Origin of the sequence: Rathayibacter sp. VKM Ac-2856, from assembly GCF_013205055.1 — a bacterium.
GTDB lineage: Bacteria > Actinomycetota > Actinomycetes > Actinomycetales > Microbacteriaceae > Rathayibacter.
On record NZ_JABMLF010000003.1, the window covers coordinates 351,454 to 372,041 of the forward strand.

A 20,588-nucleotide genomic window follows, 5' to 3' on the forward strand; every position below is an offset into this window, starting at 1 on the left:
AACCCTTGACGGCGACGGGAGGGCGGACGATGAGCGCGAGAGGGACCGCGGACGGGACCGCGCCGCTGCTCGACGTCGAGGGCGTCTCCCGCCGGTTCGGCGCGGGGGCGGAGGCGGCCTGGGCCGTCCGGGACGTGAGCCTGCGGGTCGAGGCGGGCGAGGTCGTCGCGCTCCTCGGACCGAACGGCGCGGGGAAGACGACGCTCGCGCGGATGATCGCGACCCTCCTGACGCCGACGGGCGGCACGATCCGCGTCGACGGGGTGGACGCCGTGGCGAGGCCGGACGAGGCGAAGCGCCGGCTCGCGCTGGTCCTCGGCGGCGAGCGCGGATTCTTCCTGCGCGCGACCGCGCTGGAGAACCTCCGCTACTTCGCCTCGCTCGCCGACCTGCCGCTCGGGAGGAGGAGCGCGCGCGTCCTCGAGGTGCTCGCCGCGGTCGATCTCGCCGACCGGCGACACGACCGGGTCGAGGAGTTCTCCCGCGGGATGCGCCAGCGGCTCCACCTCGCCCGCGGGCTGCTGGCGGAGCCGCCGCTGCTCCTGCTCGACGAGCCGACCGTCGGGCTCGACCCCGAGGCCGCGCAGGCGCTCCGCGCCCTGATCGGCGAGCTGCGCCGGAGCGGGCGCGGCATCGTCCTCACGACCCACTACCTGCACGAGGCGGAGGAGCTGTCGGACCGAAGCCTCGTCCTCCTCGACGGCCGTCTCCGCGCGGCGGGTCGGCCGCAGGACATCGCCGCGGCGGGCGGGCTGGGCGAGGTGACCACGTTCGCCGCTCCGGCGCTCTCCGCCGAGCTCACCACGGCGGTCTCCGCGGTCGACGGCGTCCGCTCGGTCCGCTCCGACAGCATCGCCGGCCGTCACGTCGTCGTCGTCGGCTGGGACTCCTCGCGGCCCGACCTCCGCGCTCTGGCGGCGGCCGTCTCCGGCGTCCCGACCGGAGCGTGGACCACCCGGCGGGCGACGCTCGAGGAGGGCTATCTCGCGCTCGTCGAGCGGTGCCGAAAGGACGGCCCGAGCCGAGGGGAGGGCGGGGAGTGAGGACCGCCGTGCGCGAGGGCGCCTTCCACCTGCGGCTGCTGCTGCGGAACGCCTACTTCGTCCAGACCGCGCTGATCGCGCCGCTCGTGCTCGTCGCGCTGCGGGTCCAGGCGGGACGGGGCGGTCCGGCGCTGTGGGCCGACGGCGTCGTGGTCGGCGTGTGGAGCGCGACCGCGACGGCGGTGGGGATCCTCGGCTACCAGCGGATGCAGGGGGTCCTGGAGCAGATCGCCCTGACGCCGCGCCCGATCGGCACCGCACTGGCTCCGATCTCGATCGCCTGCACCGCGGTCGGCGTCCTGTCCCTTCCTGCCGCGGTCCTCGGCGCCGGGCTCCTCGACGGCTGGACCGCGCCGCACTCGCCCGCGCTCGTCGCGCTCGGCCTGGTCCTGCTCGCCGCCGCGTGCGCGACGACGGCGCTCGCGCTCTCCGGGCTCGTCGTCCTGACGCGGCACGCGACGGTCTACGAGCCGATCCTGCTCGCCCCGGTCCTCCTCCTCTCCGGCGCCGTGATCAAGCACGCGCAGCTGCCCGTGCCGCTGCAGCTGCTCGGGGTGCTCGATCCGCTGACGGGAGCGGTGCAGGTCCTGCACGCGGGGATCTCAGGAGGTCTCGCGCCGGGCGCGGTCGCGGTGTGGAGTGCGCAGGGACTGCTCGCGGCGCTCGTCTCCGCGCTGGTCGCGCGCGCGATCCTCCGCGTGGCCGTCCGGCGGGCGCGGTCGGCCGGGACGCTGGCGCTGTCGTGAGCGGGATCGCGAGGCGGGCGGCCGCGGTGGCGACGATCGCGCGGGCGACGGGCGGGGTGGTCTCCGTCGTGCGGGCATCGGTCGTGCGGGCCGCGGTCGCGCGGTCGTCGGTCGCGCGGTCGTCGGTCGTGCCGGCGTCGGTCGTGGTGGCGCTGCGGACGATCGACGCCACCCGGACGCGCCGGACCCTGCTGGTCGCGGTCGTCGTCGGGCCGATCCTCCAGCTGCTCTTCCTCGCTGCCGTCGCAGGGCCCGGGCGGCCGGCGCCTCTCGCGGTCGGCGTGACCGCGAGCCTCCTCCTCGCCGTCCTCACCGCCGTCGACGCCGTCGCGACAGCGCTCGCCCGGATGCGGCAGGACGAGGTCCTCGCGACCGTGCTGCTGAGTGCGCGCTCAGCCGCGCTCCTCTGGCTCGGGCCCGTGCTCGCCGGCGCGGCCGTCGGCGTCCCGGCCGGGCTCGTCTCCCTCGTCGTCGCCGTGCTGCTGATCGATCCGGTGGCGGGAGCGGAGCACGCCGTGGGAGCGATCGTCCTGGTCTGCTGCGCCGCCCTCGCCGGGAGCGGCTGCGGTCTCGCGGTCGGGGTGCTCGGGCTGCGCTCGCGCGACGGACTCGCCTGGGTGGGGCCGTTCGCGGCGGTCGTGACCGTCCTCGGCGGGGTCGTCGCGCCGGTGGATGCCCTGCCGCCGGCGCTCGCGGCGGTCGCGCGGGTGCTCCCGCTGGGTCAGGCCACGGACGCCGCGCGGACGCTGCTCGCGGAGGGGGTCACGGGAGGATTCGCGCTGCAGACCGCTGCCGTCGTGCTGATCGGCGGGGCGTGGTTCGGGCTGGGACTGCTCGGCTGGGCCGCGGCCCGCCGGGCGCTGCGGCGGACGGGCGGGGTCGAGCTGCTGTGAGGTCGTCGCGGGGGCCGGGCCGCGACGCATAGCAGCGCGATGCGGATCCCGGCAGGGGCTGCCGGGCCGGCGGGCGCTTTGATGGGATGGGTCCATGTCCGACTCCGCCGATCGTCCGTCCGAGGACGGCGACCTCCGCTCCCTCGTCTACTCCAGCCACACCGCCGCCGGCCTCGAGGAGTCGGACCTGCCCGCGCTGCTCGAGCAGTGCCGCGCCAACAACGAGCGCCTCGGGCTGACCGGGATCCTGCTCTTCCGCGACGGCCGCTTCCTGCAGCTGCTCGAGGGGCCGGACGCGACGGTGCGCGAGCGGATGGCGATCATCGCCGAGGACCCCCGGCACGCGGGTCTGCGGATCCTCCTCGAGGAGAGGCCGCAGCAGCGGCTGTTCCCGTCGTGGACCATGGCGTACGAGGCGATCACCGACGCGATGACGACCGAGCTGCCCGGCTACCGCACCACCTTCGAGGACATCGACACCGATGTCGACGCGAGTGCCACGCTGCCGGCGCTGCGCGAGCTGATCCGCTGGTTCCAGGTACGCCACTGACTCCGGGCGCGCCACTGATTCGGACGCCGCGGGCCCGCGCGTTACGGTGACGGCGTGACTGCGGACGAGGACGACGAGCGCGAGGTCGCCGCGGAGCACCTGCGCGCGGAGCTGCGGCCGCGACCGCTCGGCTGGCTGCGGCTGACCGTGGACGCCCTGCTCGGCGGCGGGTACTGGACGACGCACGACCTCGTGGTGACCCGCCTGGACACCGGCGCCGAGATCATCCGAACGCCGGCCGACATCGGCGATCCGTACCACCTGCTCGGGCAGATCGAGCTGGAGCTCGAGACGAAGACGACGGAGGAGTTCCTCCGGGACTGGCGCAGCGAGTAGCGGCGGTGGCAAATGAGTCCCGACATCATGCTGATCGAGCAGCCCTCGCAGAGGGCGTATCGAGATCCACCACTCTGCAGACGTGGGTCTCGATACGCCGCTCCGCGGCTACTCGACCAGCATGGTTGCGGTGCGCGCCTATGCGCGCCCGTTCTTTCCAGGGAGCGCGTTCGCGCTTTCGTGAGGCAGCGCGCTTGCGCGTCCATAGCGAGCGGAGGCCGCTCCTGTCAGGCAACGCGCTGGCGCGGCCATGCTGATCGAGTAGCCCTCGCAGAGGGCGTATCGAGATCCACCACTCTGCAGACGTGGGTCTCGATACGCCGCTCCGCGGCTACTCGACCAGCATGTGTGGGCGCGTCAGCCGCAGGTGCGGGCGGGGTAGGCGGCCTGCAGCGTCGCGGTGCCGGTGGTCGCGGTGAGGGTGCCGGCCGGGACGGCGGCGGCGCGCGTGGTGAAGGCGTGCGTCGCGTTCGCTCCGGGGGCCGCGGTCAGCGTGGGCGAGGTGCCCCAGGCCGAGCGGATCACGACGGACAGGGGCGTCGTGCCCGTGTTCCGCACGACTCCCGTGACGACGACCTTGCCGGCCACGCAGCGCGTGGACGCGGTGAGGGTCGCGGTCGCCGCGCTGACGACGACCGTCGCCGTCACCCGCACGGCCGTCGAGCTCGAGAGCACGCGGCCGGGCGCGTTGTACGCCGTCGATCCGCCCGTTCCGACCCACTGGTTGTCGTTCGCGCCGATCGTGCGCACGACTCCGGTGACCGGGTAGCGGCCGGGAGCGGTGCCGACGGAGGAGGTGTTCCAGGTCACCGGCTGCGAGGCCGTGCCGCGGCCGTAGGCGAGCACCACGTCCGTGCGGGCCGGCAGCGCGGCGACGGAGCCGACCTCGCCGAGGTCGGAGCGCACTGCGGAAGCCGCGTCGGCGGCCCGGACCTCGGCGTACTGACCCGCGGTGAGCGAGACGATCCCGCCGTGCTTGGTCGAGGCCGCCAGCGAGAAGCCGGGGTCGGTCAGCTGTGTCCAGCCGGCGTCGAGGTCGGTGGTGACCATCGGGCGGTAGCCGGTGGCGGGGATGACGTCGACGTAGAGGTACCAGCGGTCGGCCCCGTGGTCCTTGAAGACCGCGGGCCCTTCCACTCCCCCGGCGTTGCCGCCGGCCCAGACGGCGCCGATGCGGTCCTGCAGCTGCGTCCACGCGGTCGACGGGAGCCACCACTGCTTCGCGGTCGTCGACTCCATGTAGATGCCGCGACCGGTGCCGTTGTCCTTCGAGATCCGGTAGGTGGTGCCGCCGTCCTGGATCATCGTCGTGTCGATGACGTCGGCGCCGGTGTCGATGAAGGTGCCGCCGTAGGAGTAGGTGGCCTGCGTGAAGTCGGTCGTCGCACCCCAGAGGATCCGTGACGCGCCCGTGCCGGGGGTGTGCGTGGCGTTCGGGTACACGGTGGAGGACCAGTAGACGACGAACGCGCCCTTGCCCGCGCCGTTGTAGTCCGCGACCCAGGTCGCCTCGGGCGCCCACATCATCCCGGCCTCGAGCGTCTTCGCGCCGGCCGCGTCGAGCGCGACGTCGAACTGGCGCACGTCGCTCCACGACACGAGGTCGGTCGACTCCCAGACGTTCATCATCGTGCTGCCCTGCGTGGTCCAGTAGCACCAGGTCGTGCAGGAGCCCGTGCCCTGGTCGCCGCCGAAGACCCGCAGATCGGTGGCGATGATGTAGTACTTCCGGGTCTCGGGGTTGTAGGTGAGGTACGGGTCGCGGACGCCGGTGGTGCCGAGGTCGGAGGCGAGGATCGGCTTCCCGCCGTTCAGCGGGTCCCACTTCTCGGGGTCGTCGCCGCGCGAGACGTCGAGGTAGATCTTCTCGGCGTAGCCCTGGGCGTCCTCGACGAAGTGCACCATCAGGTAGCCGTAGGGGGTGTCGACGCCGACCTGCGGCTCGACGGTGACGGCGACGGAGCGGGACTGCGAGACTCCGCGGATCGACGCCGTCGCGGTGAGCGACGAGGTCCGCGCGGCCTGGCCGACGGCCGGGCGGTCGGCGGTGAGGGTGCGGCCGTCGGCGGAGACGCGGAGGGTCGGGTCGCTCGAGGTCCACCGCACCGTGCCGCCGTAGTCGGGCAGGTTCGTGGTCGAGTCGTCGATCGTGAGCGGGGCGACCCCGTCGAGCACGGCCGCGGTCAGCGGCAAGAAGGACGAGGCGTGCAGCGTCGCGTCGACGCTCGACACGGTCGCGACCTCCTCGCCGGTCAGGGCGCGGTCGTAGACGCGGAACGTCGACACCTCGCCTTTATAGAAGGGATCGGGGTAGGGCGCGCGGCCGATCGTGTTCAGCGACTGGTCGGCCACGGAGGAGGGCCGGAGCGCGGTGGGGGCCGAGGCGACGCGGGCGCCGTCCACGAAGAAGGAGATCGTGCCGGCCGAGCCGTCGATCACCGAGGCGAGGCTGTACCAGCGGTCGGCCGCGATCCCGGAGGCGCTGCGCGCGTTGTTCTCGCCGCCGCCGCCGCTCGTCGTGATCGCGGTGCGCACCCTGTCGCGCACGGAGGCGAACCAGTACTGCGAAGTGCTGTCGCTGCCGATGTTCCAGAGGAAGTGGAAGTCGTTCAGCATCGATGCGTCGGCGCGGGTCTCGATCGTCACCGTGGCCGACGACGTCCCCTTCAGCAGGTCGTCGGGCAGCTCGACCCAGGGGGCCGCGCTGGTCTTCGCGCCGCCGGTGAGACGGAGTGACGTGCCGGTCCAGAGCGCGTCGGTCCCGTTCACGACGCGGGCGGCTCCTACTGCGCCGCCGGCCGCGTTCGGCACGGTCGCGCCGGTCGTCTGGTTGAAGCGGTAATCGGCGAGCAGGCCGGCGGTGGGGGCGGTCGCGTCGGCCGCGGTGGCGGTGGGGGCGACGAGGCCGGCGGCCAGCACCGCCCCGAGGCCGAGTGCGGCCACGGCAGCGCGAAGGGGAGAGCGGCGGGCGGGCCGGCCGAGCGCCCGAGGGGCGGCTGGGTTCCGCAGCGCGCCGACAGGCGCAGTGCGCCGTCGTGGGACGAGTCTCATGGGGAACTCCTTCATGTCCGGGCGAGGCAGCGGTGCCGGCCCTGATCGGTGGGGGATTTTCGAAGGTGAGTGGGCGTGACGACGAGGAGCGAGGCCGGCCGTCGGCCGGCCCCGCTCCTCGCTCGCGCTAGCCGCAGCGAGCTGCGGGATACGTCGCGGTGACAGGCGTGCTCGCGCCTGCTGCAACAGCCGTTCCGGTGAGCGTCCCCGCGGCGATCGCGGTGGCGCGGGTCGTGATCGCCAGGGAGGCGGTCTTCTGCGCGCCCACGCTCTGCGTGCGCTCACCCCAGGGCGTCGCCCAGGTGACGACGGCCGCGGCGGCACCGGTGTTCTTGGTGACGACGGTGACGATCGCCTTCCCCGCCACGCATCGCGACGTGGCGGTCGCGGTCACCGTCGAGGTCGTTCCGCGGACGACGACGGTCGCGGTGACGGTCCGGTTCCCCGGCGCCACCTCCTGGTTCTTCGTCAGCGACAGGTCGAGGGTGCCGTTGGCGCGGACGTTGACGCCCTTGAACCAGGTGTTGCGGTCGGAGTCGAAGAGCCCGCCGGCGTTCTGCGGGTCGGTGGCCTGGTGCGGGTCCTGGTACGGGCGCGCGTGGTAGGCGAGCACGAGGTTGCCCGACTCGTCCTTCGCGAACGAGTTGTGTCCCGTTCCGGCCTGCTGCTTCGTGTAGTAGCGGGTCTCGTCCGCTCCGAGGCGACCGGTGTAGGTGTCGTTGGTGTCGAGCACCGGGAAGGGCGTCTGCTTCCAGCTCGCCGGGTCCTGGAGGTCGGCGCTCGCGGTCGTGGTGAGGAGACCGAGGCTGTAGTACTTGTCGACGGTACCGCCGGAGTACGTGATCGAGATCGCGTCTCCCTGCTGCACCATGAACGGCGCCTCGACGATCCCCTGGTCGGCGCCCTCGGTCGTGTCGCTGGGTGTGGGCGACCGCTTGCCGATCTCCCACGGCTGGGACTCGCCGTACACGCGCTTCAGCTCGCCGTCGACGAGGGGCACGGTGCCCTTCGGTCCGGTCTTCGCCTTGCCGATCAGGATCTGCCCGCCGGAGGGCATGATCCAGTAGCCCTGCTGCACGCCCGCCTCGGTGCGCTCGAAGTAGCTGACGTCGAACGCGGCTCCGTCGAGGACGACGGGCTCGCCCCACTTGGTCTGGTCGAAGAAGCCGCCCGCGGCGATGGATGCGTCGGTGCCGGTGTAGGGGATCAGGACGGTGTTGTCACACCATCCGCCGACGGGTGCGTAGCCCTTGTTCATCCCGGCGACGATCCACCAGGTGCCGTTGATCTTGTGGAACTCCTGCGCCCAGATGTAGCCGCCCCAGCCGTAGAACGTGTTCGGGTACTGCCCCTCCTTGCCGGGCGTGCCCTTGTCCGGGTCGATGACGATCTGCTCCGGCGCGTCCTGCAGCCCGGCGAGCGTCGTGGCCCGCTTCAGGCCGATCTTGCGGTAGCTCGAGCTCTCCTCGATCGGTCCGAGGGAGGGCTGTCCGTAGTGCGAACCGGTGAGGTAGTAGTAGCCGTCGTCCGGGTTGAAGAAGACGTGCGGATCGGCGCGGGCGTCGCTGACCATCTCCTCGGGATCCTGCTGGAGGGTCCCGGAGACCTGGTAGCTGCCCGGCGTGGTGGTGTCCACTCCGGAGAGGTCGTCCTGCCAGTCGACGTTCATGCTCTTCTTCGACCCGTCGTTGTAGGTCAGCACGGCCTGCTTCGGAAGCGCGGCGGCGACTCCACCGGCTCCGGCTCCCTGGGCGACGGTGGCGTCGATCTTCTCGACGCCCGTGTTCTGGAGGTCGACGTAGTTCTTGTAGAAGACGTCGAATTCGGCGGCCGTCACCGCGAGGTCGCTCGCCTGGCTCTGCGCGGCCCAGGACGGGAGTCCTGCGCCCTGGACGCCGAGGACCCGGGTGTCAGCCTTCGACGTGACGCCGAGAGGTGTGCTCGTGGTCAGGTCCGCGAGGACCGTCACCCGTCCTTCACCCGTGAGCAGGTCCGTCCAGAACACCTTGTACTTCTGCGCCGTGGCGTCGAACACGATCCGGGGGTCGGTCACGACCGAGCCGGGAGCGATCCGCACGGCGCGCTGCTGCGAGAACGTGCTCCCCTCGGGAGAAGTCCACACGTAGACGGAGTCGGTCGCGTTGTTCTGCGCGGACACCGCGCCGAGCGCCCCGTTCGCGTACCGGAAGAGGCTCGGCGAACCGACCTGAGCGTTCGGCTTCGCGTTCTGGTCGCCGTCGTTGGCGACGTACAGGATCGCCTGGGAGCGGTTCAGCGGCTCCCAGCTGCTGCCGCCGGCGGGCAGTGCCGCGGCGTACAGCGCATCAGCGCGGCGGTCGTCGTTGTAGGCCAGCGGGTCGTCCTTCGTCCCGGCCGTGGTGGTCACCGTCTTGACGTAGGTCGCGATCCGTCCGCCGGGGGCGGCGATGCGGCTGTCCCAGCGGAAGGTCTGGCTGCTGCCCTCGACGGTGGCGGTGAGCGTCACGGCGGCGGTCCCGGTGCCGAGGCCCGACGTGTCGATCGCTCCGTTCGACTGCACGCGGCTCGCCCCGGCGCCGGTGGCGCTCCAGGTGACCTGCTTGCCGAGGACGCGGGACGGGAGGTCGCCGAGCACGGTGGCCGGCACGGCCAGTGCGGCGCCCGCGTCGGAGGTGACCGCGGCGTTCTCCGCGCCCAGCTCCGTGCCGGAGAGCGCTCGGTCGTAGATGCGGAGGTTGTCGATCAGGCCGGAGAAGTACTCTCCCCCGCCCCAGTTCGCCTTGCCCACCTGAAGGACTCCACCGGACGCTCCGAGGATCTGGCTCAGCGGGACGCCGGAGCCGTTGACGGCGACCGGCTTCTTGTCGACGAAGAGACGCGTCGTCGACTCCGTGATGACGAGATCGACGTGCTTCCACTCGGCGTTCGTCGCCGTCGTGGCCAGGTTCCCGGCCGTGTTCCGGCCGTTCGTGTTGTCGTACCGCTCGACCGTGATTCCGGAGGTCCGGTCGAGGACGCCGAGGTAGTGCTCCTGGGCGTACTCCTGACGCGTGGTGGAGCGGGCGGCGAAGACGGCCCAGCCGGTGTTCGCCGAGGCGTCGGGCTTGCTGTCGTACGAGATCGTCACGTTCTGCCGACCGGCCAGGAGGGCCTTGCCGTCCGTGGCGGTCAGGTCGAGCCACGAGGCCGACGAGAGGCGCGCTGCTGTTCCCTGGCCCGTGTTCCCGGGGACCAGGTTCGCCGCTCCCTGGACGGAGGCGCGGGTGCTGCGGTCGACGTACGCGCCGTTGCTCGGCGCCGTATCGAAGGTGAGGTCAGCGAGCAGGCTCTGCTCCGGAGACGGGACCGCATCGGCTGCTGTCGCGGCGGACGCGGGGACAGCGCAGGAGGCCAGCAGGGCGACCGTCGCCACGGAGGCGGTGACAAGTGCCCGCAGTGCCTTGGGATCGGGTCTCTTCGGGCGTGGGGACGTCGACATTGACGGTTCCTCTCCGGATTCGCCTCTGAATCCGAGATGGGGGAAGCGAGAGCACGAAGAGCGCAACGCTTGTCGAACTGCAGGGGAGGACGGGGGATCCTCGTCGACACGCTGAACCTAATGCAAATTGTTCACGGTAACAAGAGGCCCCCTTCACCCTGCCACGAGCAGCGGTGGTGCGAGTCGCCGTCGAGCGCAAGTCCCTTCAGGAGCCGAGATGAGCGCTGAGGTCTCGGGTCGGCCCACCCCCGCACCACCCACCAGCGATGCTGACGAAGCGGAGCTCGCGCGCTTCGTCGCCCGCCTCGCCGCGGACGGCCTCCGGGTCTACGAGTCCCTGGCCGATCGTCTGCCGGATCCCGAGGCCCGCCGCCGCATCGCGATGTCCTCGCTGCGCGGCTCGCCGATCGACCGGCCGCCGACGACTGACCTGACGGCCTGTCGGCGCCCACTGCCGATGCGGCAGGGACGGCAGCCTCAGGGAGCGCCGCCATCGCTTCGCGCCAGGGCAGCACGGTAGCGAACGCGGCGCCCATGATGCTCTGCGAGGCCTCGTGCTGCCCCGGAGCGCCCAGGACGCAGTCTGAGGCGACGTACATGTCGAAGTCGCGCATGTAGCCTGACCGCACCGTGGATTCCACGCAGATCGAAGTGACCGTTCCGGTCACCAGCACGGACGTGGCCCCCAGGGTCCGGAGAACCTGCTCGAGCGGGGTGTTCAGGAAGGCGTCGTAGCGGTTCTTGTCGATGACTGCCTCGCCCTCGTGAGGTGTCAGGTCCGAGTGAATGTCCGCATCCCAGCTGCCGCGCTCGAGAATCTCGAAGTCCGGCGGGAGGAGGCCTTCCATGCGCATCGGCAGATCGACCATTCCGGGTCGGAAGACGCTCCGGGTGTAGATGACGGGTATGCCTGCAGCACGGGCCGCAGCGATCGCTTCTCCGTTCTCGGCGATGACGGCCTCGACGCCGGGCATCCCCAGCCCCAGGCTCGGAAGCGATCCCTCCGGGTGGATGAAACCGTTCTGCATGTCGATCACGATCAATGCGCTGGACATCCCGTCTCCTTGCTCAGCAGGTATGACGCGGTCGCAAGCGAGAGGACCGCGAGGCCAGGACTGGCCTACGACCCGGCGCGTTAGACTCCAGAAATCGATGCATACGATCGAGAGTGCCTCCCCGTCAGACAGCATTTGCATCTGCGGGCGCCCTCGCCGAGGACTCGTCAAGGAAAGCAGAGCAACCACGAGCTGCCTGTTACTGGCGTGTTACCGGCATGTGAATTCACGCCTCGGTTCAGGCCGGTGAATCGCGGGAGAAGTCGAGCGCTCGGGCGATGATCAGTGCGGCCACTTCGCGCACGCCGATGCCCTCCGAGAAGGCGTGGGCGCGGATCATCACCAGGGCGTCCGCGGGCGTCGACCGCATCTGGCTCATCACCATCTCGGTCGCCTGATGCACTTCTCGGCGCGAGAATGCGGGATCACGGACGGGCACGCCGTCAGCCGAATGACTCATCATCTGCTCGGCCACTGCCCTGGCCAGGGTTCCCGACAATCGACCGGCGAGCTGCAGCTGCTGAGCATCCAGCCGCATCACGGCGCTGCTGTAGAGGGTGACGGCGCCGATGTTCGAGGTGCCGACCAGCAGAGGAACGGCGAGGGCTGCCCTCGCTCCGGCCGCCTCAGCGGAGAGACCGAAGACCGGCCATGCAGCGAAGTGCCGCTCGTCGTCGATGCGCATCTCGGTCGCACGGTAGGTACGGTGTGCATCCCAGGCGGGCCCTTCGCCGAGGTCGATCTGCATTTCGTCAAGCGTCGCCGCTCGCCGACTCGTCGCCGCCAGCGTCTGCGCGCCGGTGGGAGCGCCGAGCACGGACACCGCAGCGTCCTCGCCGGGAAGGACTCTCACGAAGGACGCGAGGAGCCACTCGATCTCCTCACCGGAGGTGCCGGCCCCGCGTCCTGGCAGGTCCACCCTCACGACAGTGAGCGGGCCGAGCGCGGCAGCGCACTCACGCCGCTCTCGTCCAGTGGTGGGGATGGAGTCATCGTCTCCGGGACCGAGTCCACGTCAGTGTGTCGGCTTGCCGCCGAGGAGAGCGACGTGGATCTCCTCAGTGAGGAGATCCAGTGCCCGCGCCTGAGCCGCGAGGGAGGCCCTGCCAGCGCGCGTGATCGAGAGACTCTCTGTGCTCAGGACCTTGGTTCTCCTGCGTCCTTCCAGGAGCACCAGACCTCGACTCGAGAGGCTGCGAAGGTGCACACGCAGGGCGATGAGGCTGATGCTGCCAGCGGTCCGGTGCGCAAGTGCTGCTCTGAGACCGCTTTCCTCGGCGTGCTCGCCTCGTGCGAGCTCGATCAGGATGAAGGTGTCGACGTCGCCGCTGAAGGTGCAGGCGCTGCACACTCTCGGGTGCCGCGCCCGACCAGGCAGAGCCGTCAGGAGGCGGCTGCCGCGAGACGGAACAGGAGTCCTCTCTCTCACTCGAAGAGCGAGAGAGTGAGGGTGGAGCTGTAATCGCCGGCGTCGACGGTGGTCGGGGTCTTGAGGGTCAGTGCCGCGTCGGCGGTCCAAGAGCCCTCCTCGGCGACCTCGGCGCTGTTGTCGGTGATGGCCAGCAGCTCCTGGTCGACGAGGCCGACGTTGTTCGGTCCGGCGTCGAGGGCGGTGTCGACGACGTCGCCCTCGGCGACGAGTCCGGAGTCTCCGCCGTCGATCAGGTTCGGGGCCCATCCGAGGTTCTCCGCGCCGATCGTGTCGCCGGTCGACGAGGTGAAGTCGCTCGCGGTGCCGAGCACGTACCAGCCGGCCCCGGCGGGGATGTCCGCGGCGTCGCGGGTGTCGGTGATCGTGACGGTGGGCAGGGAGCCCGTGAACTGGCGGACCGTGCTGGTCGAGCCGTTCTCGGTCAGGGCGGTGGAGTCGCTCGCGACGGTCATCGAGAGCGCGCCGACCCCGGTGAGGGGCGCGATCTGCACGTTGACGTCGACGTCGTCGGCGCCCTGCTGCTCGTCGGCGAAGGCGGTGCCGGCGACGCCGAGCAGGAGCAGGCCTCCGGCGATACCGGCGGTTCCGCGGAGGAGGAAGGAGCGAGTGTTCATGTCGGGTTGTCCGTTCTGCGGCCGGTGGTGATGCCGGCGCGGCGTGTGTGGTGGGTGTTCGGGGCGGAGTCCATCGGACTTCCGAAGGATCGTGGTCGTCAGGCGGGAGTCGGCAGGGGGCGTGGGCCGCTCATCGTCGGTCTGTCAGGGGATGACCGGTGCTCAGGAGAGGTCGAAGGCGTTTCCGTTGATCAGCAGGACGTCGCGATCACCTGGAGCCGCTGCGGTCTCGGTGGGATCGTTCAGCGCCTCGGTGAAGGCGGCGTTCTGGTCAGTGAAGAGGGACGACTGCATGACGCTCGTCAAGAGAAGGCCGGCGGCGAGGACGGTCGCGGTTGTTCTGCGGTGCTGCATGGTGTCGGTCCTCGTCTTTCCGGTGAAGGTGCTGGAGTCAGCGGTGGTGATGTCCGATGCGGGTATCTGGGGAGCGGGCGGTCGTGCCTCCCGCTCCCCCTTCTCTCAGCGGCAGCTGCGCGCGGAGTAGTCGGCGTTCTTCTGGGCGGTGACGACCTTGCCGTCGATGGTGGCCGTCGACGTCGTGGCGACCGATCCGGCGGGGATCGAGGCGGCGCGGGTGGTCGTCGCGGTCGTCGCCGATGTGCCGGGTGCGACGCCGGTCACGGTCTTCGAGCCGTAGGCGGTGGCGGTGGTGACGTCGATGCTCGAGCGGCTGTCGTTCTTGACCACGGTGGTGAGGACGACCTTCCCGCTGACGCAGCGGGTGGACGCGGTCGCGGTCACGGTGAGGGGTGAGGTGACGGTCACCTTCGCGGTCACGGTCCGGTTCGCGGGCGCGACCTCCTCGGTCGGCGTCAGGTCGAAGACCGGTCGGCCGTCGGCGGCGTAGTGGATGCGGGTGAGGCGGGTGTCCCGGCCGTCTCCTCCGACTCCATTGCCCCAGGTGTGGTACACGTACAGGTCGTTGCCGTCCTCGTCCTGAGTGACGGCTCCGTGGCCCGGTCCCTGCTCGTAGGTGCGGTAGTCGACGACTCCGTCGGGCATCGGAACGCTCTGCAGGAGCGGGGCGTCGTACTTCGTCCAGCTGGCGATGTCGGTCAGGTCGCTGCCCTCCTTCGCCCAGGCGCCGCCGACGATGTACTTCGGGCTGACGGCGCTGCTGGAGTAGACGAGGGTGATCTTCCCGTCCCTCTGGATCGCGAACGCGCCCTCGGCCAGGCGGTCCTCGAAGGTGAGCGAGGGCACGATGATCGGGGTCGGCTCGCCGATGACGCGCGTGGGGTTTGCGGGGTCGACTTTGGCGATCCAGGTCGCCGGGTCGCTCGCGCCGTTGTCGACGTAGCGCTGGGACCAGGCGTAGTAGGCGGTTCCACCGGACTCGAAGTAGCTCATATCGAGGCTGATGTTGCGTCCCGTGCCGGTGCGGCTGAGGGCGCTCCCGTCGCTCTTCACGACGGCACGCGGCGCAGTCCAGTCGGCGGGGTTCGCGGGGTCTCCCCCGTCGCGCAGCTGCATGATGTGCGCCTGCACGGTGAACCACGCGCCGTCCTGGTTGGACTGGTCGTTCGTCGGGTTGAAGCAGGGGGCGAACAGGATGGAGAGCTTGCCGCCGATCTCGTGGATCTCGGGGGCCCAGTAGCAGCCGGCGATCACCTTGCCCTCGGCGGTGCGGTCCATCCGGGTCGTGCGGTTGAGCAGGTCGACCTCGCGGGTGCGTCCGCCGTTGTCGTCGCTGAGCTGGTCGATGCTGTCGGCCACGCGGATCGGGAGGTGCTGGGAGGCGACGTTGTTGTTGTTCGTGTCGTCGGTCGCCGTGAAGAGGTACTGCGTCTTCCCGTTGCGCTCGTAGCGGTAGATGGTCGGGTCCGCGCGGTTGTAGGCGAACGGCTCGCTGTACTGCCGCTGGCGGACGGTTCCGGAGAGGTCGTACGTCCCCGGGCCCTTCGCGGCGAGGTCCGCGAGCTGCTGCGGGTTCCAGTCGACGCCGAGGCTGCCGGTCGAGCCGTCGGCATAGGACAGCGTCGCCTTCACTCCGGCGAGGGTCGAGGTGTCGCCCTGGTCGATCGTCTGGGGAGCGACCGAGGAGGCGGTGTTGACCGTGCGGCCGAACGTCTCGATCAGCGCCTCGGCGACGGACGCGGAGACCGTCAGCGCGCTGCCGGGCAGGGCGTCGGCGACGCGGCCGCCGAAACCGGAGAGATCGGGGGCGACGACGGTGGCGGGGCTGCCGGCGAGGACGGCTCCGCGGTTCCCATCGGTGACGACGACGCTCCGCCGTCCGCCGTCCTTCGGCCAGAACGCCTGCGTCCGCAGCTCGGTGCGGGCGAGGTCGGTGACGGTCGTGTACTTCGCGGCTCCGGCCGAGTCGGTCCAGGAGACGAGGTAGCGCTTCTGGTCGGTGTCGTAGACGGCCCGCGGCGAGACGACGCCGCCGGTGGTGCCGAGGTCGATGAGTCCGAGCTCGGTGAAATCGGTCGCGGTGGCATCGGTCGCCTTGAAGACCAGGGCGCTCGCGGTCCCGGTGCCGTCGGAGGCGCCCGACTGGAGGATGCGGGTGGCGATCACGCCGACAGTGCCGTCGGCGAAGGTGAAGAGCGAGGGCGATGTGAGGGCGCGGGCGTCGGCCTTGTCGGTGCCGACGAAGACGCCGTCGGCGAAGAGGATTCCCGCGTTGCCGGAGAGCGGCGCTGCGTCGGCGACGGACGAGCCCACGGCGAGGTGGAGGCTGCGGGCGATCGCGTCCTGGTTCGCCTTGTTCTCGCCGGTCGGTGTGCGGGTGTAGGAGACGACGGTCTTCGCCGTGGTGGCGCTGAGGATCGTGGTGCGGAAGGTCTTGGTCAGCGTCGTAGCGCCGACCTTCACGGTGGCGGTGAGCGCGAGCGCCCGGTCGGTCGTCGTGTCGTTGACGAGGCGGCCGCCGGACAGGCCGGCTGCGTCGGCGCTCCACGAGACGGTGTACCCGGCGATCGTGGGCAGGGCGGTGCCCGAGGCGACGGTCGGGGGGACGACGAGGGCGGTGCGCAGGCGCGCCGTCGCGTCGGCCTCGGTGTCCGCGGCGACGCTCACGCTGCGCGCGGTGCCGGTCGCCGTGGATCCGGCGAAGGTCGCGGTCGGGGTCAGAGTCACGGTGGCGTCGGCCGAGCCGGGCGCGGGGCGCCGGACGGAGCCGTCGGCGCCGATCACCGAGGGGTCGCTGCTCCCCCAGGTGAGGGTCGAGCCGCCGGCGCCGCGGGTCGGGAGAGCGAGGTCGCTGGTGACGGGGCCGCTGACCGTGAGGGTCGCGGCTGCAGCGTCGGAGGCGGCGATGGCGGCGGCGGCGGGGGCCGCGTCCTCGCGCACCTGGTCCTGGGTGAGGGCGGCGGAGTAGACGTGCACATCGTCCATCGCACCGGCGAAAAGGGGGTCGGGGCCGTAGAACGACTTGCCGAGCAGCCCGGAGAGGGCGGCGGTGCCGACGGTCGCCGCTCCGGTCGCGGAGGTCGGGGTGGTCTGCGCGAGTCGGCCGTCGACGTAGGTCGAGACGCTCACTCCGCTGCGCAGCACGACGGCGACATGCGTCCAGCGGTCGGTGGCGGCGGGGCCGGTGTCGACCGCGCGCTGCTCGGAGCCATTCTTCACGGCGCCGATGAGGTTCCCGCCGCACTGGGGGGTGCTGAAGAGGTACCGCTCGGTCGACTGCCCGAGCGCGAAGGCCCAGCTGCAGCTCTGGTTCCCCTCCCAGCGCAGCCAGGCGGACATCGTCACGTCGGTGGTCGCCGCCGTGGTCAGTCCCGGCGCGATCTCGGCGAAGGCGGCGGAGCTCCCGGCGGCGCCGCCGGGGAGGCGCAGGGCGCGGTCGGTGCCGCCGCGCGGTCCCACGACCGTCGTGGCTCCGGAGCCGCGGACCGTGGCGGAGCGTCCCGCCGCGGAGTCGACGAGCGTCGTGCCCGCGGTGACGGGCGAGCCGGCGGCCGCGGTCGAGGAGAAGTCGTAGGAGAGGATCGGACCGGGGACCGCGGCCTGCGCGGGGGCGGCGCTGAGCGCCGCGCCTCCCGCTGTCAGGCTCGCGGCGACCAGGAGGGCCGTCGTGCGTCGGAACCGCATTGTTCGTCTACTTCCGTCGAGGAGAGGGACCGGGGGAGCACGGACGCTGCGGTCCGTGCTCCCCGGAGAACGGGAGCCGGGGCTCCGGGGTGGAGAGATCCGGGAGGGGGGCTGGTCGGCGCTCCTCCCCTCCCGGATCTCGGTCTAGCGGCAGCTGAGTGCCGAGTAGGGTGCGCTGACCGTCCGGGTGCCGGACGAGTCCTTCGAGGTGACGTTCACGTCACCCGCGGTGACCGAGGCGGCGCGGGTGCTGAAGGCGGCGGTGACCGACTTGCCGGGTGCGACGCCGGTGAAGGTCTTGCTCCCCCACTGCGATGCGACGGTCATCTCGACGGTCGAGCCGCTGGTGTTGGTGGCGGTCGCGGTGACCGTCACCTTGCCGGCGATGCAGCGGTTCGAGGCCGAGGCCTCCACCGAGGGCCCAGGAGGAGCGGTCGCCGTGATCGTGGCGATGGCGGGGGTCGCGGCCGAGTTGGCGAGCTGACCGCGGACCTGCACGGTGTCCCCCGCCTTCTTCAGCGTGCTGAGGTCAGCGGTCTCCCACGTCACGGCGACCGTCTCGCGGTGGCCGTCCTTGAAGGTCGCGCCCACCGTCGCGGGCAGGTCGACGGTCGCCGATCCCGCCTGCACGGTCCGTGCCACGGCGTCGATCGAGGTCACCAGGAGCGACGGGTTCCACTTCGCCGCGAGCGCGTCGCGCTCCTTCGCGGTGATGGAGACGACGGATCCGTGGCGCGGCGAGGTCGGCAGCGAGAAGCTGCTGGGGATCGTCCACTGGATGTCGCCCTCGAGCGAGTTCGTGCCGAGCGGGATGTAGCCGCGGCCGCCGTAGTTGTCGGTCCAGAGGAAGTACTTGTACCCGGCCCGGTCGCCCTCGTTGGTCTTGAAGATCTCGGGACCCTCGACCTCCGGCGTTCCGGCGGTGCGGCCGATGCAGGTGTCGATCAGGCTCCACGCGCCGGAGGCGGTGGTAGCGCGCAGGTTCGTCGACTTCTGTCCGATGATGTCGGGCGAGGGGCAGCCGCTGGTCTCGGTCGCCTTCGTGAAGCGGTAGTAGGTGTCGCCGTCCTTGAGCATGGTGGCGTCGATCAGGCCGTTGCTCTTGTTGAGCGAAGGGACGTCGGCGGCCTTGAACCAGACCTCGGGGGTGGTGAAGTCGCGGAAGTCGCGGGTGGTGGAGGTGAGGATCTGCGGTCCGTTGCCGTCCTCCACGTTGCGCGTGCTGTCGGTGAAGAGAGCCGAGGTCCAGTAGACGACGTAGGCGTCGATGGTGGGGTCGTAGGTGGCCTCCGGCGCCCAGGTCATGCCCGCGTTCGGCAGGTTGACCTCGACGTGGCGCTGCTGGCCCCAGTTGACGAGGTCGGTGGACTCCCAGATCTCGAGGTAGCGGCTGCCGCGGTTGGTCGATCCACCGAAGCCGGTGGTGCCGACGGAGAGGTCGGTGGCCATCAGGAAGAAGCGGTCGCCCTCCTTCGAGCGGAAGATGAACGGGTCGCGCAGACCCTTCGTGCCCAGGGTCGACGTGAGGATCGGCTGAGCGTCGTTCAGGGTCTTCCACTTGAGCGAGTCGTTGCCGTCGGAGGTGGCGAAGCGGATCTTCTCGCCCTCGACGCTGTCGCCGGTGAAGTACGCGAACAGGTAGGCGTCGAGGTCGGACGCGGCGACGGGGGCCGCGGCCGGCACGGTGCGCGTGAGCGTCCGCACGAGGGGGGTGGTGCCGGCGACGGTCACCGTCGCGGTGAGGGTGACGGTGGTGTCGGCGGACGGACGCGTGAGCGATCCCTTCGCGACGACGTTAGGCGCGGTGCCCTTGTCGGCGGAGGTGATGACGGCCTCGTTCGACGAGGTCCAGGTGACGACGGCGCTCGAGCTGCCGGCGCGCGTGGCGGTGGTGGCCACATCGGCTCCGGTCGAGGGCAGGTTCAGGCTGCCGCGCACCGGTCCGGCGAGGGCGGGGTCGTTGCTGATGCCGTCGGCCACGGCCCGGGCGAGCTCGGCCTCGGCGCTGTCACCGGCGGCGTACGCCGGGACGAAGACGGTGGTCGACCGGCCGACGACGGTGACGCCGCCGTGGACGGCGGTCGGGGTCAGCGTGACGGTCGCGTCCGGGTTCCCTGCGGTGGGCCGGGTGACGACGCCGCTGGTGCTGACGACGCCGGGGGCGCTCGACGTCCAGGTGATCGTGGAGCCGTTGACGCCGGTCGTGGGCAGGTTCAGGTTCGCGGTCACGTTCGAGGTGTCGCCGAGCGAGACGGCGGCGTCCTGGTTCGCGAGCACGGAGTGCACGCTCGCGGCGCTCTGCTGCACCTGGCCCGCGGTGAGCGCGGAGGTCCAGACCTGCATGTCGTCGATGGCGCCGGCCCAGTAGGCGTCTCCGCCGTAGAAGGACTTGCCGAGGAAGCCGGAGAACGTGGAGGTGCCGATCGCGGAGGCGGCGGTGTAGGTGGTGTTCCCCTGGCCGACGAGAGCGCCGTCGAAGTAGGTCGAGACCGACTGGCCGCCCTTGACGACGACCGCCATGTGCACCCAGCGGTTCGCGGCGACCGGCGTGTTGCCGGCGCCTCGCACCTCGGAGCCACTCTTGATCGCGCCGAAGCCGGCGGGCCCGCACTTCGTGGTGGCGAGCACGTGCGAGTCGACGCTCGAGCCGAGGGTGAAGGGCCAGGTGCAGTCCGGAGCACCGCTCCAGCGCAGCCAGGCGGACATCGTGACGTCCTGGGTGCCGGCGGGGATCAGGCCCGGCGCGATGCGGACGTGCGGTGCGGCCGACGTGTTGGAGCCGCCCGGGAGCGAGAGCGCGCGGTCGCCCGACGTGCCGGAGGGCCCGGCGACGCTGGTGGCACCGGCGTTCACCAGCGTGCCGGGGTGGTTGCCGGGTGCTGCGTCGGCGACGACGGCTCCGCTGCCGAGGGTCGCGCCGATGCCGTCGAAGGAGTACTGCAGCACGGGCGAGGGAACGCTCTCGGCTGCGCCGGCGGTGCCGATCGGGCCGAGGACGCCGCCGAGACAGGCGACGGCGAGCGTCAGAGCGGCGCCCGCTCGAGGGAGGCGTGAGCGCCGGGTGCGCTCCTGCCGGGGGGATCGTGACATGGGTCGTCCTTCAGGTGAGGGGGCGGGGAGGAGAGAAGGGTGCTGCGAGCGAGGTCGCAGCGGGAAGCGGTTCCGCGTGCAGCGGCGGGCGAGGCGGAGGGCGTGATCCTCTGTCGGGCGTCGGCGGGCTGATCGCCGCGGCGGATGTCCTGCGCGGGCTCGACCGACCAAGTGCGCCGAGGTCAGGGGTGACGCGCGCGCAGCGTGACGGTCTTTACCGCGGAGCGGGAGCCGGCGCTGTCCAGGCACCGCCGCTGTCGGGGCAGTAGGGACGGACACC

At 71.4% G+C, this 20,588-nt stretch carries 13 protein-coding genes; 5 read left to right on the top strand and 8 right to left on the bottom strand.

What is annotated here, in order from left to right:
• Positions 1–29 precede the first annotated feature (29 nt).
• The 5 genes from HQQ82_RS12165 to HQQ82_RS12185 all read left to right on the top strand — a co-directional run bounded on the left by HQQ82_RS12165 (position 30) and on the right by HQQ82_RS12185 (position 3,568).
• A complete protein-coding gene (locus tag HQQ82_RS12165) occupies positions 30–1,043 on the top strand; it encodes an ABC transporter ATP-binding protein (protein ID WP_173233507.1) in 1,014 nt (337 codons plus the stop codon).
• On the top strand, positions 1,040–1,789 hold the full coding sequence (locus HQQ82_RS12170; protein WP_173233509.1) for an ABC transporter permease: 750 nt from the start codon (positions 1,040–1,042) through the stop codon (positions 1,787–1,789). The genes HQQ82_RS12165 and HQQ82_RS12170 overlap by 4 nt, the downstream gene beginning before the upstream one ends.
• Positions 1,786–2,682, top strand: a complete 897-nt coding sequence (locus HQQ82_RS12175; RefSeq protein ID WP_173233511.1) for an ABC transporter permease — start codon at positions 1,786–1,788, stop codon at positions 2,680–2,682. Before HQQ82_RS12170 ends, HQQ82_RS12175 begins: the two co-directional genes overlap by 4 nt.
• 94 nt (positions 2,683–2,776) lie before the next feature.
• The gene (locus HQQ82_RS12180) at positions 2,777–3,232 is read left to right on the top strand and encodes a BLUF domain-containing protein (RefSeq protein ID WP_173233513.1); all 456 of its coding nucleotides are present in this window, start codon (positions 2,777–2,779) and stop codon (positions 3,230–3,232) included.
• Between the two features lie 54 nt (positions 3,233–3,286).
• The gene (locus HQQ82_RS12185; RefSeq protein ID WP_173233515.1) at positions 3,287–3,568 is read left to right on the top strand and encodes a hypothetical protein; all 282 of its coding nucleotides are present in this window, start codon (positions 3,287–3,289) and stop codon (positions 3,566–3,568) included.
• Positions 3,569–3,925: 357 nt separating this feature from the next.
• On the opposite strand, the gene HQQ82_RS12190 is transcribed toward HQQ82_RS12185, so the two are convergent.
• From HQQ82_RS12190 to HQQ82_RS12225, 8 genes are all read right to left on the bottom strand, one after another.
• Complete coding sequence (locus HQQ82_RS12190) at positions 3,926–6,511, bottom strand: LamG-like jellyroll fold domain-containing protein (RefSeq protein WP_173233517.1); 2,586 nt, start codon at positions 6,509–6,511, stop codon at positions 3,926–3,928.
• 235 nt (positions 6,512–6,746) lie between these two features.
• Entirely contained in the window at positions 6,747–10,076 is a 3,330-nt protein-coding gene (locus HQQ82_RS12195) for a LamG-like jellyroll fold domain-containing protein (RefSeq protein ID WP_173233519.1), read from the bottom strand.
• Between the two features lie 131 nt (positions 10,077–10,207).
• Positions 10,208–11,131 (bottom strand): cysteine hydrolase family protein, encoded by a 924-nt coding sequence (locus HQQ82_RS12200; RefSeq protein ID WP_173233521.1) that lies wholly within the window; start codon positions 11,129–11,131, stop codon positions 10,208–10,210.
• A gap of 238 nt (positions 11,132–11,369) precedes the next feature.
• Positions 11,370–12,056 carry a GAF and ANTAR domain-containing protein gene (locus tag HQQ82_RS12205; protein ID WP_367948280.1) on the bottom strand — a complete coding sequence of 229 codons (687 nt, stop codon included), beginning with the start codon at positions 12,054–12,056 and terminating at the stop codon, positions 11,370–11,372.
• A gap of 500 nt (positions 12,057–12,556) precedes the next feature.
• Positions 12,557–13,177 carry a hypothetical protein gene (locus tag HQQ82_RS12210; RefSeq protein WP_160086819.1) on the bottom strand — a complete coding sequence of 207 codons (621 nt, stop codon included), beginning with the start codon at positions 13,175–13,177 and terminating at the stop codon, positions 12,557–12,559.
• A gap of 162 nt (positions 13,178–13,339) precedes the next feature.
• On the bottom strand, positions 13,340–13,531 hold the full coding sequence (locus HQQ82_RS12215; protein WP_173233525.1) for a hypothetical protein: 192 nt from the start codon (positions 13,529–13,531) through the stop codon (positions 13,340–13,342).
• Positions 13,532–13,636: 105 nt separating this feature from the next.
• Entirely contained in the window at positions 13,637–17,218 is a 3,582-nt protein-coding gene (locus tag HQQ82_RS12220; RefSeq protein ID WP_173233526.1) for a family 43 glycosylhydrolase, read from the bottom strand.
• Between the two features lie 144 nt (positions 17,219–17,362).
• Complete coding sequence (locus HQQ82_RS12225) at positions 17,363–20,308, bottom strand: immunoglobulin-like domain-containing protein (RefSeq protein ID WP_173233528.1); 2,946 nt, start codon at positions 20,306–20,308, stop codon at positions 17,363–17,365.
• Positions 20,309–20,588: the final 280 nt, after the last annotated feature.